Source organism: Nocardioides zeicaulis (assembly GCF_042432345.1).
GTDB classification, from domain to species: Bacteria; Actinomycetota; Actinomycetes; order Propionibacteriales; family Nocardioidaceae; genus Nocardioides; species Nocardioides zeicaulis.
Genome location: NZ_JBHLXH010000003.1, coordinates 243,832 through 256,550, shown reverse-complemented (window position 1 = coordinate 256,550; position 12,719 = coordinate 243,832). Strand labels below are relative to the sequence as shown.

12 protein-coding genes are annotated in these 12,719 nt (G+C 72.6%); 5 read left to right on the top strand and 7 right to left on the bottom strand.

What is annotated here, in order from left to right; all coding sequences use genetic code 11:
• Together ACFFJG_RS20130 and ACFFJG_RS20125 are read left to right on the top strand one after the other, a co-directional pair.
• The coding region (locus ACFFJG_RS20130) for an ABC transporter ATP-binding protein (RefSeq protein ID WP_378520586.1) at nt 1-360 on the top strand (360 nt) is incomplete at its 5' end.
• Nucleotides 350-1,063 carry an ABC transporter ATP-binding protein gene (locus ACFFJG_RS20125; RefSeq protein ID WP_378520585.1) on the top strand — a complete coding sequence of 238 codons (714 nt, stop codon included), beginning with the start codon at nt 350-352 and terminating at the stop codon, nt 1,061-1,063. The genes ACFFJG_RS20130 and ACFFJG_RS20125, both read left to right, overlap by 11 nt.
• An 81-nt stretch (nt 1,064-1,144) precedes the next feature.
• Here ACFFJG_RS20125 and ACFFJG_RS20120 read toward each other — a convergent pair whose 3' ends face one another.
• From ACFFJG_RS20120 to ACFFJG_RS20110, 3 genes are read right to left on the bottom strand one after another with little or no spacing between them, the layout of a single operon-like run.
• The gene (locus ACFFJG_RS20120) at nt 1,145-1,903 is read right to left on the bottom strand and encodes an amino acid ABC transporter ATP-binding protein (protein ID WP_378520584.1); all 759 of its coding nucleotides are present in this window, start codon (nt 1,901-1,903) and stop codon (nt 1,145-1,147) included.
• Nucleotides 1,900-2,721 carry an amino acid ABC transporter permease gene (locus ACFFJG_RS20115; protein WP_378520583.1) on the bottom strand — a complete coding sequence of 274 codons (822 nt, stop codon included), beginning with the start codon at nt 2,719-2,721 and terminating at the stop codon, nt 1,900-1,902. The genes ACFFJG_RS20120 and ACFFJG_RS20115 overlap by 4 nt, the downstream gene beginning before the upstream one ends.
• A gap of 13 nt (nt 2,722-2,734) precedes the next feature.
• The gene (locus tag ACFFJG_RS20110; protein ID WP_378520582.1) at nt 2,735-3,577 is read right to left on the bottom strand and encodes a basic amino acid ABC transporter substrate-binding protein; all 843 of its coding nucleotides are present in this window, start codon (nt 3,575-3,577) and stop codon (nt 2,735-2,737) included.
• A 295-nt stretch (nt 3,578-3,872) separates the two neighbouring features.
• On the opposite strand from ACFFJG_RS20110, the gene ACFFJG_RS20105 reads away from it, so the two are divergent.
• Nucleotides 3,873-4,403, top strand: a complete 531-nt coding sequence (locus ACFFJG_RS20105) for a GNAT family N-acetyltransferase (protein ID WP_378520581.1) — start codon at nt 3,873-3,875, stop codon at nt 4,401-4,403.
• A gap of 12 nt (nt 4,404-4,415) precedes the next feature.
• Here the strand turns inward: ACFFJG_RS20105 and ACFFJG_RS20100 are convergent, their stop codons facing one another.
• Nucleotides 4,416-4,865 (bottom strand): hotdog fold thioesterase, encoded by a 450-nt coding sequence (locus tag ACFFJG_RS20100; protein ID WP_378520580.1) that lies wholly within the window; start codon nt 4,863-4,865, stop codon nt 4,416-4,418.
• 86 nt (nt 4,866-4,951) lie between these two features.
• On the opposite strand from ACFFJG_RS20100, the gene polA reads away from it, so the two are divergent.
• Nucleotides 4,952-7,654 carry a DNA polymerase I gene (gene polA / locus ACFFJG_RS20095; RefSeq protein ID WP_378520579.1) on the top strand — a complete coding sequence of 901 codons (2,703 nt, stop codon included), beginning with the start codon at nt 4,952-4,954 and terminating at the stop codon, nt 7,652-7,654.
• Here polA and ACFFJG_RS20090 read toward each other — a convergent pair.
• From ACFFJG_RS20090 to ACFFJG_RS20080, 3 genes are read right to left on the bottom strand one after another with little or no spacing between them, the layout of a single operon-like run.
• On the bottom strand, nt 7,613-8,905 hold the full coding sequence (locus ACFFJG_RS20090) for a lipopolysaccharide biosynthesis protein (protein ID WP_378520578.1): 1,293 nt from the start codon (nt 8,903-8,905) through the stop codon (nt 7,613-7,615). The genes polA and ACFFJG_RS20090 overlap by 42 nt on opposite strands.
• Nucleotides 8,902-10,146 (bottom strand): oligosaccharide flippase family protein, encoded by a 1,245-nt coding sequence (locus tag ACFFJG_RS20085; protein WP_378520577.1) that lies wholly within the window; start codon nt 10,144-10,146, stop codon nt 8,902-8,904. The genes ACFFJG_RS20090 and ACFFJG_RS20085 overlap by 4 nt, the downstream gene beginning before the upstream one ends.
• A 33-nt stretch (nt 10,147-10,179) precedes the next feature.
• Nucleotides 10,180-10,887, bottom strand: coding sequence for a class I SAM-dependent methyltransferase (locus ACFFJG_RS20080; protein WP_378520576.1), 708 nt, complete (start codon nt 10,885-10,887; stop codon nt 10,180-10,182).
• 54 nt (nt 10,888-10,941) lie between these two features.
• On the opposite strand from ACFFJG_RS20080, the gene ACFFJG_RS20075 reads away from it, so the two are divergent.
• Entirely contained in the window at nt 10,942-12,690 is a 1,749-nt protein-coding gene (locus ACFFJG_RS20075; RefSeq protein ID WP_378520575.1) for an MmpA family trehalose lipid delivery protein, read from the top strand.
• Nucleotides 12,691-12,719: the final 29 nt, after the last annotated feature.

The following is a 12,719-nucleotide window of genomic DNA, read 5'->3' as shown; positions in this document are numbered from 1 at the left end:
GTCGGCATCGAGGGACGCAGCGACGAGCTCGCGGCGAACCTGTCCTACGGCGACCAGCGTCGCCTGGAGATCGCCCGCGCGATGGCCACCAACCCGACGCTGCTCTGCCTGGACGAGCCTGCTGCAGGCTTCAACCCGGCGGAGAAGCAGCGCCTGATGGAGCTCATCCGCAAGCTTCGCGACCGGGGCGTGACCGTGCTGCTCATCGAGCACGACATGCGCCTGGTGATGGGCGTGACCGACCGCATCGTGGTCCTCGAGTTCGGTCGCAAGATCGCCGAGGGCACCCCCGCGCAGATCCGGGAGAACCCGGCAGTCATCGCGGCCTACCTGGGAGTCGAGGAAGAAGATGCTTCTTGAGGTCGAGGGCCTCTGCGTCAACTACGGCCACATCGAGGCGATCCGCGACATCTCGTTCGGTGTCGAGGAGGGCACGGTCACGACGCTGATCGGCGCCAACGGCGCCGGCAAGACCACCACGCTGAAGACCCTGTCGGGCCTGCGCAAGGTGCGGGCCGGGAAGGTGACCTTCGACGGCACCGACATCACCGACATGTCTCCGGAGAAGCGGGTGAAGCTGGGCCTGTCCCAGTCACCCGAGGGTCGCGGGATCTTCCCGGGCATGACCGTCCGGGAGAACCTCGACATGGGCGGGTTCGTCCGGCGCGACAAGGCGGGCCTCGCGGCCGACCTCGACCGCGTCATGGCGTTGTTCCCGCGCCTGTCCGAGCGCATCTCGCAGGTCGCCGGCACCATGTCGGGCGGCGAGCAGCAGATGCTCGCCATCGGCCGCGCCCTGATGGCGCGTCCGCGCGTGGTGCTGCTCGACGAGCCGTCGATGGGACTGGCGCCCAAGCTCATCCAGCAGATCTTCGCCATCATCAAGGAGATCAACGAGCAGGGCACCACCGTCCTGCTCGTCGAGCAGAACGCCGCCCAGGCGCTCAAGGCGGCCGACCAGGCCCACGTCCTGGAGACCGGTGAGCTGGTCCGCTCGGGCACGGGTGCCGAGCTCGCCGGCGACCCCTCGGTGCGCGCCGCCTACCTCGGCGGCGACATCTGACGCACCGCCACTGCACGACGAAGGGCCCGGCCGTCACGGCCGGGCCCTTCGTCGTGGGTGCAGGTGGGTGCCAGGTGCTGCTCAGAGGACCTTCGAGAGGAACGCCTGGGTGCGCTCGTGCTGGGGGGTGGCCAGCACGGTGTGCGGGTCGCCCTCCTCGACGATGACGCCGCCGTCCATGAAGACCAGCTTGTCGCCGACCTCACGGGCGAAGCCCATCTCGTGGGTCACGACCATCATCGTCATGCCCTCGGAGGCCAGCGTCTTCATCACCTCGAGCACGTCGCCGACGAGCTCGGGGTCGAGCGCCGACGTGGGCTCGTCGAAGAGCATCATGTCGGGGTCCATCGACAGCGCTCGGGCGATCGCCACGCGCTGCTGCTGGCCGCCCGAGAGGTGTGCGGGGTAGGCGTCCTCGCGACCGGCCAGCCCGACCTTCTCGAGGTTCGCGCGGGCGACCTCGACGGCCTCCTTCCTCGACCGCTTCCGCACCTTCTCCTGCGCGACCGTGAGGTTGCGCAGGACGCTCATGTGCGGGAAGAGGTTGAACTGCTGGAAGACCATGCCGATGCGCGAGCGCACGGCGTCGAGGTCGGTCTCGGGGTCGCAGACGTCGATGCCCTCGACCAGGATCTGGCCCTGGTCGGCCTCCTCGAGCCGGTTCACGCAGCGCAGCAGCGTGGACTTGCCCGAGCCGGACGGGCCGATGACGCACACGACCTGCCCGTTGTCGACGTGGAAGTCGATGCCCTTGAGGACCTCGTTGGAGCCGAAGGACTTGTGCAGCCCCCGGACGTCGATCGCGGCACCCGAGCGTTCGGGTCGAGCCGTGGTGGTCATCGAGACCTCCTCTGTCGCTTCTCCAGGTAGCTGACCAGCTGGGTGAGCGGCAGCGTGATGACCAGGTAGAGGATCGCCGCCTGGATGTAGCTGGTGGACGTGCCCGCGCTCGGGCTCGAGGCCACGAAGTCACGCGCGAGCGTGGTGAGCTCGCGCTGGTCGGCCGCGAAGCCGATGACGAACAGCAGCGCGGTGTCCTTGATGAGGAGCACGAACTCGTTGGTCAGCGGCGGGATGACGATGCGGAACGCCTGCGGCAGGACCACCGTGACGGTGGTGCGGGCTCCGCTCATGCCGAGCGAGCGGGCCGCCTCGGTCTGCCCCTTGGGGACCGCCTGGATGCCGGCCCGCACCGTCTCGGCCATGTAGGCGCCGGCGACCAGGATCAGGCCGATGACGCCCGCACCGACGGCGCCGCCCGGCGGGGTCCACTGGAAGGCGATCGGGATGCCGAAGGCCATCAGCAGGACCACCAGCAGTGCCGGCAGGCCGCGGAAGAACTCGATGTAGACCGTGGCCAGCCAGCGGTAGGGGCCGACGGGGGAGAGCCGCATCAGGGCGAGCAGGACCGCCAGGACGAGGCCCGCCGCGAACGCGATGGCGGTGTAGATCAGCGTGTTCTTCACGCCGACCGTGATCAGGTCGGGCCACGTGCCCCAGTCGCCCTTGAACGGGTTGCCGAAGCCGCCCGGGGCGAAGAAGTTGTCGTGGATGGTCGGCCAGTCGGCCGCGAACGCGAGAGCGACCGCGACGCCCAGGAGGACTGCGTACAGGACCCCCTGGACGACGCGGCGCTTCGTGGTGCGCTTCAGTGCCATGGAGAGCCGGCGATCACTCAGTCGAGAAGTACGTGTTGTAGATGTCGTCGTAGGTGCCGTCGTCGCGCATCGTGGACAGCTGCTCGTCCACCGCGTCGACGAGGGCGGTGTTGCCCTTCTTCATCGCCAGGCCGTACTGCTCGTCGGTCTTGTAGGTCTCCACGACCTCGAAGCCGCCGGCCTTCTGGTGGTCGAGGTTGACCGGGAGGTCCTGCAGGAGCGCGTCGACCTGGCCCGCCTTGATCGCCTGGAACATCTCGGCGTCGCTCGGGAAGGAGATGATGTCGGCACCCGAGGCGTTCTCCTCGGTGTAGGACTTGCCGGTGGTGCCCTGCTGCACGCCCACCTTCTTGCCGTCGAGGTCGTCGATCGAGGCGATGTCGGAGCCCTCGGGCACGAGCAGCGACTGCTCGGAGTCGTAGTAGCCGTCGGAGAAGTCGAGCGCGGCCTTGCGCTCGTCGGTGATGGTCATGGCGCTGGCGGCCATGTCGCACTGGCCGGCGTTGAGCGCCTGGCCGCTCTGGAGGGCGTCGAAGGAGGAGTCCTTGACGGCGAGCTCCAGGTCGAGGCCGTCGGCGATCGCCTGGACGACGTCGATGTCGAAGCCCTTGAAGCCGGACTCGGCGGTCTCGTCGAAGTCCTCGAAGGGCGGGTAGGGGACGTCCGAGCACACCGTCAGGGTGCCGCTGGAGACGGTGGTGAGGCCGGACGCGCTGCCGGAGCCGTCCTTGCCGCTGTCGCCGCTGTCGTCGGACCCACCGCAGGCGGTGAGGGCCGTGGCCAGGGCCAGCGTGGAGACGAGAGCGAGGGAGCTGCGGACGATGCCGCGCGAGCGCGGGTGTGTGCTGGATGACATGCCCGGGAGACTAGTGCACCCACCACCCCGCGGGCGCGAGCGGCGTGGGCTTCGTCACGCGGACGTTACAAACCGCTGTCCGTCGTGGGAGCCGCGTGCACGAGCCGGTGACGGACCGTTGTCGCGGTTCGGCTGCGAAGTCGCCGACCTCGGCGTAGCGTCGAGGCCCACGTGGGCGTAGCCTCGCCCGGGTGTGGCGCCGGGACGGGCCGGTGGGGGGCCACAGGAGCACGGAAGAAGTGGTGGGTCGATGAGTCGGACGCCGGTGACCGTACGCGCCGCAGGGGCCTGCGACGTGGCCTCGTTGCGTGAGCTGTGGAGCGACATCCTCCGTCGTGGAGGGCTCGACGAGCAGCTCGCCGATGTCGGCCGCATCGTCACGATTGCCGCCGGGCGCGACGACCAGTGCGTGGTGGTCGCCGAGGTCGACGGCGAGGTCGCCGGTGCGGTCTACCTCGAGGCCGGCACGTTCACCCCGCTCAACCTCGAGCCCGCCGTCCTGGCCGTGTCCCCGCACGTCTTCCCCCGGTTCCGCCGCAAGGGCGTCGGCAGCGCCCTCATGGAGGCCGCGTGCCGCTTCGCCGAGCAGCACGGCATCGCCCACGTCCAGACCGCGGCCGCGGCCGAGTCGCGTGACGCGAACCGCTTCATGGCCCGGCTGTCCTTCGCCCCGCAGGCGATGCTGCGTGCCGCCACGACCAGCTCGGTCCGTGCCCGGCTCCCCAAGACCCGCCAGGCCGCCACCCCGGCCGCGAGCAGCAAGCAGCGCATCGACCGGGTCCTGGCGGCCCGCCGGGTGCGGCGCGGCGAGCGCGTCCCTGGCTGAGCCTCCGGGCGGTCAGTCGCGGGGCGCGTCGATGAGCGCGCAGGTGATCCGCGAGGTGCAGACCCGCTTGCCGCGCTCGTCGGTGATGACGATCTCGTAGGACGTGCTGCTGCGGCCGAGGTGCACGGCCGTCGCGACGCCGGTGACGGTGCCCGAGGTGGCGGCGCGGTGGTGGGTGGCGTTGATGTCGACGCCGACCGCCACCTTCTCCGGGTAGGCGTGGATCGCCGAGCCGATCGAGCCCAGGGTCTCGGCCAGGACGACCGACGCGCCGCCGTGGAGCAGGCCGAACGGCTGGGTGTTGCCCTCGACCGGCATGGTCGCCACGACCCGCTCGGCGGAGACCTCGACGAGCTCGACGCCCATCTTCTCGTTGAGCTTGCCGTTGCCCTCGGGCATGAAGGCGATCAGCTCCTCGACGGTGAGGCCGGCCAGGGACGCAGGGGCGGGAGTCTCGCTCATGGCGCCATTGTGGCGCGCCCGCCCGCGACCCCGGCGGGCGCCTTCCCGCGCGTCGCGGTGTCGGTCCCGGCGGATAGAGTCGGCGGGTGCCCGAGACGAGCGACACGACCCGCCCCCGCCTCCTGCTGCTGGACGGCCACTCCCTGGCCTACCGCGCGTTCTTCGCGCTGCCGGTGGAGAACTTCGCGACCGCCTCGGGCCAGCACACCAACGCCGTCTACGGCTTCACCTCGATGCTGGTCAACGTGCTGCGCGACGAGGTGCCCACCCACGTCGCCGTCGCCTTCGACAAGTCGCGCCAGACCTTCCGGCTTGAGCAGTACTCCGACTACAAGGCCAAGCGCAACAAGACGCCCGACGAGTTCAGCAGCCAGCTGCCGCTGATCCGGCGGATGCTCGACGCGATGGCGATCCAGCACCTCGACGTGGCGGGCTACGAGGCCGACGACATCATCGCCACGCTCGTCACCGAGGCGCTGGCCGACGGGATGGAGGTGCTCGTCCTCACCGGCGACCGCGACTCCATCCAGCTCGTCACCGAGAGCTCGACCGTGCTCTACCCCATGCAGGGCGTGAGCAACCTGGCGCGGCTGACGCCTGCCGCGGTCGAGGAGAAGTACGGCGTCCCGCCCCACCGCTATCCCGAGCTCGCGGCGATCGTGGGTGAGACCTCCGACAACCTGCCGGGCGTCCCCGGCGTCGGGCCCGGCTTCGCGGCGCGCTGGATCAACCAGTACGACGGACTCGACAACGTCATCGCCCGCGCCGACGAGATCAGCGGCAAGAAGGGCGAGGCGCTGCGCGAGCACCTCGGCGACGTGATCCGCAACCGCCAGCTCAACGCGCTGGTCCGCGACCTGCCGCTGCCGCTCCACCCCGGTGACCTGGCGCGCCGGCCGTGGGACCGCACCACCGGTCTCGAGCTGCTCGACGAGCTGGAGTTCCGCGGCGAGCTCCGCACCCGCCTGCTCGACACCATCGACCCCGAGCCCGACGCGACGGTCGAGGCCGAGTCGGGCTTCGAGCTCGACGGCCGGAGGCTCGCGGCGGGCGAGGTCGCGACGTGGCTGGCCGAGCACGCGCCCGCGGGGCAGCGCGTCGGCGTCGCGGTGGGCGGCACCTGGCGGGCGGGCACCGGCGAGGTGCACGCGATCTCGGTGGCCACGGAGTCGGGCGACGCGGCGTGGATCGACGTCGCCGAGCTCGGTCCCGACGACGACGCCGCCCTCGCCTCGTGGCTCGCCGACGAGGCCCGCCCCAAGGCGCTGCACGACGCCAACGGCCCCAGCCTGGCGCTCGCCGCCCGCGGGTGGCGGCTCGGTGGGCTCGAGGTCGACACCGCGCTCGCGGCCTACCTCGTCCAGCCCGACCAGCGCTCCTACGACCTGGGCGACCTCACCCTGCGCTACCTCAAGCGCGAGCTGCGCCAGGACACCACCGACGCCGACCAGCTCACCTTCGACACGATCGACGACACCGCCGCCAGCGACACCGGCATGCTCACCGCCAAGGCGGTGCTCGACCTCGCCGACGCGCTCGACGGCGCCGTCGAGGAGCACGGCGGCACCCGGCTGCTCCGCGACGTCGAGCTGCCGCTCATCGGCACGCTGGTGCGGATGGAGCAGACCGGCATCGGCGTCGACACCGACCACCTCGAGGCGCTGGAGTCCGAGTTCGGCGACCAGGTGCGCGCGGCCGCCGAGGACGCCTACTCGGTGATCGGCAAGGAGATCAACCTCGGCTCGCCCAAGCAGCTGCAGGTGGTCCTCTTCGACGAGCTCGACATGCCGAAGACCAAGCGCACCAAGACCGGCTGGACCACCGACGCCGACGCGCTGCAGCAGCTGTACGAGAAGACCGAGCACCCGTTCCTCCAGCACCTGCTCCGCCACCGCGACGTGATCCGCCTGCGCCAGACGGTGGAGGGCCTGCTGAAGACGGTCGCCCCCGACGGGCGCATCCACACCACCTACAACCAGATCATCGCCGCCACGGGGCGGCTCTCGAGCACCGACCCGAACCTGCAGAACATCCCGATCCGCACCGAGGCGGGCCGACGCATCCGCGAGGGGTTCGTGGTCGGCGAGGGCTACGAGTCGCTGATGACCGCGGACTACAGCCAGGTCGAGATGCGGATCATGGCCCACCTGTCGGAGGACGCGCTGCTCATCGAGGCGTTCCGCTCGGGCCAGGACTTCCACTCGATCACCGCCGCACGGGTCTTCGGCGTCGACGCGGCCGCGGTGAGCGTCGAGCAGCGGGCCAAGATCAAGGCGATGAACTACGGCCTCGCCTACGGCCTGTCCGCCTTCGGGCTCTCCCAGCAGCTGCGGATCAGCACGAGCGAGGCGGCCGGGCTGATGGAGGAGTACTTCCAGACCTTCGGCGGCGTGCGCGACTACCTCGGCGGCATCGTCGACGAGGCGCGGCGCTCGAGCTTCACCGAGACCATCCTGGGCCGCCGGCGCTACCTGCCCGACCTCACCAGCGACAACCGGCAGCGCCGCGAGACCGCGGAGCGGATGGCGCTCAACGCCCCGATCCAGGGCTCGGCCGCCGACCTCGTCAAGGTCGCCATGCTGGGGGTGGAGCGCGCCCTGCGCGAGGAGGGCCTGGCCTCGCGGATGCTGCTCCAGGTGCACGACGAGCTCGTCTTCGAGGTGGCGCCGGGCGAGGCCGACACGCTCGCGGAGCTGGTGCGCCGCGAGATGGGTGGTGCGGCCGACCTGGCGGTCCCGCTCGACGTCTCAGTCGGTGTGGGGCGCAGCTGGCACGACGCCGCCCACTGACCCGTCGTCGCCCGAGCCGACCGAGCCGGCGTCGGCGCGCAGGCTGGTCGCGACCAGCAGGGCGGTGAGCACGGCGCTGGTGGAGATCATCACCGTGAGCAGCCCGGTGGGAGTGCTGGTCGTGGCCCCCGCGGCGACGCAGGCCGCCAGCGCGAGCCAGACGAGGGCGATCGAGAAGCGACCCCGGCGCGCCAGGGTCGCGTAGACCAGCAGCTGGATGATCGAGAGCAGGGTGCCGAGCACGGCGAAGAGCCAGAGGTGGCCCGCCACGGCGGCGAGCTTCTCGCTGCGGAGCAGGTCCGCGGCGACGCCCGCCAGCAGGACGACGCCGAGCGTGCAGGCGGCCCCGAGCGCGAGGATCGCACCCGTACCGCGCACGACCGCCCGACGACGCTCGTGGGCCGTGGCCAGGGACGGGAACATCACGATCACCACGAACTGCGGCAGGTAGAGCATGATCTTGGCGACGAGCAGCCCGACCGCGTAGAGCCCGGAGTCGTGCTCGCCCATCACGTGGCGTGCCACGACGATGTCGACGTTGGCGAGCGCGAAGAAGGCGAGCAGCGCCTGCGCGCTGTGCAGCGCCTCGCGCAGCACCGGCCACGGCGAGCTGTCCTCGACCGGCTCGGCGGTGACCGGGCCGGTCCCGTGGGTGTGGCGGGGTCGCCGCAGCACCCACCACCCGAGGACGACGGGCGCGACGTAGCCCAGGCCGCTGCCGAACAGCGCCACGCTCTCACCGGGATGGAGCCAGAGCAGGGCGAGGCCGGCGATCCGGGGCACGCCGGCCAGCACGTAGACCCACGACAGCTCGGGCCAGCGCTTCTCGCCCTGGAGGATGCCGACCTGCGCGCCCATCATCGTGGTGGGCACGGCGAGGGCGGCCAGCACCAGGGCCGGCACGACCGAGTCGAGCTGCAGCAGCCACGTGACGGCGGGGGAGAGCACCAGCAGGGCGCCGCCCACGGCGAGGGACGTGGCGTACCCGACCCGCAGGATCGACCGCTCGACCACGTCGACGGCGCCCGGGTCGGCCACGATGCGGCGCGCCGCGGTGGCCTGGAGGCCCATGTTGACCACCGAGACGACCATCAGCAGGTTGAGCAGCGCGAAGAACGCGCCGTAGGAGGCGGTGTCGAGGATGCCGGCGGCGACGATCGTGAAGCCGAACGTGCACACGTTCATCACCGCCGTGCCGACGACGATGCCGCCGCTGCCGGCGAGGAAGCGCCGGATGCTGCCGGCGGTCACGGGGCCTGCGTCGGGGCGTGGACCGGGCGTGCGGCGCGCGAGCCGAGCACGCCGAGCACCACGAGCAACGTGGCGTCGACGGCGGTCACGGTGACCACGAGCCCGGTCACGGTCGTGGCCTGCGAGCCGAGCAGCACGGCCGCGACGAGGGCCGCCCACGCGAGCGCGACGGCGCGCCGGCCCTGTCGCGCGAGCGCCGCGTATACCTCGAGCTGCAGCATGGCCAGCACGGTGCCGAGCACCGCGAAGAGCCACAGCACGTGCTCGACCTCGCCGAAGTCGTCGCCGCCGACGAAGATCATGGCCACGCCCGACAGCACGGTGGCGCCGGCCACCGCCACGGCGCCGACGGCGGCCACGACGAGCAGGCTGCGCGTGCGGGCGCGCTGGCGGCCGTCCTCCGCCGCCATGTCGGGGAACGCGATGACCACCACGAACTGCGGGAGGAACAGCATCACCTTCGCCAGGATGAGGCCGGCCGCGTAGAGGCCGGCGTCGTGCTCGCTGAGGACCTGGCGGGCCAGCACGATGTCGACGCTCGACAGCGCGTAGAAGGCGAGCAGCGCCTGCATGTTGTGCCCGGCCTCGACGAGGAGCGAGCGGGTGGAGTGCTCGGCGGCCGGCGGGGCAGGGAGGTCACGGCGCTGCCGCAGGACCCACCACCCGACGACCACCGGGAAGCACATCCCGAGCAGCACCCCGGCCATCGCGCTGGTGGAGTCCGGGCGCCAGACGACGAGGGCCGAGCCGAGGAGCAGGCGCGGGACGCCGCTGGCGAGGTAGAACACCGCGAGCGCGCCCCAGCGCTTCTCGCCCTGCAGGACACCTGCCTGCGCGCCTGCGAACGTCAGCGGCACCGCGCTGAGGCCGACGAGGGCGGCCAGGGTGAGGTTGTCGAGGTTGAGCAGGCGGTCGACCAGCGGAGTCGCGGCCACCAGGGCAAGGCCGAGCAGCACCGAGACCTTCGCCCCGAGGGCGAGCACCACCCGCTCGATCGTGGCGACACTCGCGCCGTCGACGGCGATCCGCCGCGCCGCGGCGGCCTGCAGGCCGTACGCGACGACCTGGATGACGAGCACCAGGCCGAGGCAGGCGACGAAGGCGCCGTACTCGCGAGGGCCGACCAGGCGCGCGGTGAGCATGGTGTAGCCGTAGGTCGACACGTTCATCACGCTCGTGGCGACGGCGACCGCGCCACCGTCGAACGTGCGTCGCGTGCGCACGCTGCTCTGGCCGGTCACGTCGAGGATCCTAGGTTCACCGCTGGTCGCCGCTCAGTAGGGGTCGGCGCTGCCGGTGTGGCCCAGGAGGCGGGCCAGGGGACGAGCGTGCAGGCGGAGCAGGACCTTGAAGACGAGGTTGCGGGCGAACCACGGCAGCTCCCGCAGCACGCGCACCCGGTCGGACGCGGACGGCGTGCCCACCACGAAGCGCGCCAGCGACCCTGTCCGGCCGACGTAGCGGTGCCGACGCCCGAGGAGGGTGTCGCGCAGGACGGCGAGGGTGACGCCCAGGGAGGAGAAGGCGTCGTGGACCAGCACGGTGTCGCCCTCGCGCAGGAAGCGGCTCCAGCGCAGGTCGTCGAGGCAGGACCACACGTCGTGCTTGCCGTCGACGTAGACCATCCGCACCGGGGCGTCCCACTGCTCGCGCACGGCCCGGCTCGTGGCGACGTGCAGCTCGACCCGGTCGGAGAGCCCGGCCGCGGCGAGGTGGCGGCGGAAGCGCTGCTCGGTGTCGGGCCGCCCGTACCTCCAGTCGTCGGGGAACGGGTCGACGGCGGCGACGGCCGCGCCGCTGGCGGCCAGCACGATGGTCGAGCGGCCGAGGTGGCTGCCGATCTCGACGACGCGGCCCGGTGCCACGGCACCGGCGGCCTGGTGGAGGACGCGCGCCTGCTCCTCGGTGAGCCACCCGTCCACCTCGCGCGCGGAGCGCCACGCGGCCTCGAAGTCGAGGACCGGCTGGGTCGGGTCGGGCACGGTGGTCCTCGTCGAACGGCGGCTGGGGGATCCCGGACAGCATAGGCTTGCCGGGTGGTGGCGACCCGGGATTCGGCCGACCCGGCGGTGCGGGCCCGCGGCGCCCGGCGTGACCGGGCCGACTGGCTGGTCGTGGCCTGGCCGGCCGTGCTGGCGGTGGTGCTGGTGCTGCCGCTGCTCGTCCGGGCGGGCCACCCCCTCGCGCGCGACCTGGTCTTCGTGCCGCGCCAGCCGTTCACCGACGCCACGTGGGGCCTAGGCGACGTCGCACCGCGCGCGGTGCCGCTGGACTCCGTCGTCGCAGCGCTGACGCACCTCGTCGACGGGGGACTGCTGGCGCGCGTCGTGCTCCCCCTCACCCTCGCCGTCCTGGGGTGGGGCGTGTCCCACCTCCTCGCCCCGCTGGGGCGCACGGCGCAGGTGGCGGGCGCGGGCTTCGCGGTCTGGAACGCCTACACCGTCGAGCGCCTCGCCCTCGGCCAGTGGGCGCTGCTGCTGGGGGTGGCGGCGCTGCCGTGGCTGGTGGCCGCCGCGACCAGGTTCCGCCGCGACGGTCGCGTGGCCGACCTGGCGTCGGCGCTCGCCTGGTCGGCGCTGGCCTCGCTCACGCCGACCGGGGGCCTGCTGGCGCTCGCCGGGCTGGTCATCGCCTGCTCCCCGCGCGTACGACGCCTCGCCCCCGCCGTGCTCGGCGGCCTGCTGCTCCAGCTCCCGTGGGTCGTCGCCGCCGTCACCGGTCCGGCCAGTCCCGTCTCCGACGCCGCCGGTGTGGCGGTCTTCGCCCCCGACACCGAGTCGCGCTACGGCCCCGTGGTGGCGCTGCTGGGCCTCGGTGGGATCTGGGACCGGCTGTCCGAGCCCGCGACCCGCGCGACGTGGCTCGCCCTGGTGGCCGCCGCCGTCGTCGTGGTGGTGCTGCTGGTGGGGCTTCCGCTGCTGCGCCGCGCCTGGGGCACGGGCGACACCGTGCGCTGGCTCGTCCTCGCGCTGGTGCTGGGCGGCACCGCGGTCGCGGCCGCGACCCCGTGGGGCGGCCAGGTGATGGAGCAGCTCGTGAGCACGGTGCCCGGCGCGGGCCTGCTGCGCGACACCCAGAAGCTGCTGGCACCCGTCGTGGTCCTCGCCGCTGCCGCGTTCGGGGCCTGCACCGCCCGGCTCGTGCGGCCCCTGGCCGGGCGTGAGGCGGCGCCGATGGTGGCGTTCCTGCTCGCCCTGCTCCCGCTCGTCCTGCTCCCGGACGCGACGGTCCGCACCTGGGCGACGGTGTCGCCAGTGCACCTCCCCGACGACCTGGACCGGGTCGCCGAGGCGCTGTCGGGCCAGGACGGTGTCGTCGTCACGCTGCCGTGGCGTGCCTACCGGGCCTTCTCGTGGGGACACCCCGGGATGACCTCGTCGGACCCCGCGGTGCGGTTGCTCGACACGGACGTCGTCACGAGCGACTCGCTGCAGGTCGGCGCGACGTTGGTGCCGGGGGAGAGCACCCGTGCCGCGGAGATCGGGGCCGCGCTGGAGGACGGTCGACCGGCGGACGTCCTGGCCCCGCTCGGCGTGACGTGGGTGCTGCTCTACCCCGACGACCGCGAGGCCCAGCTGGTCGACCTGGCCGGGCTGGAGCCGGTGGTCGTCGGCGACGACGCCGCCCTCTACCGGGTGCCCGGAGCGGCGGCGCGCAAGGAGCCGGACGCGGAGGGCCGGCGCGTCGCCGTCCTGGGCGCCCACCTCGTCGCGCTCCTCGTGGCGCTGGGGGCGCTCGGCACCCGCGCCCGGGACGTGGTGGCGGCCCGTCGGCGCCGCCGCTGAGCAGCCCGCAGCGACCGTGTCGGGAGGCA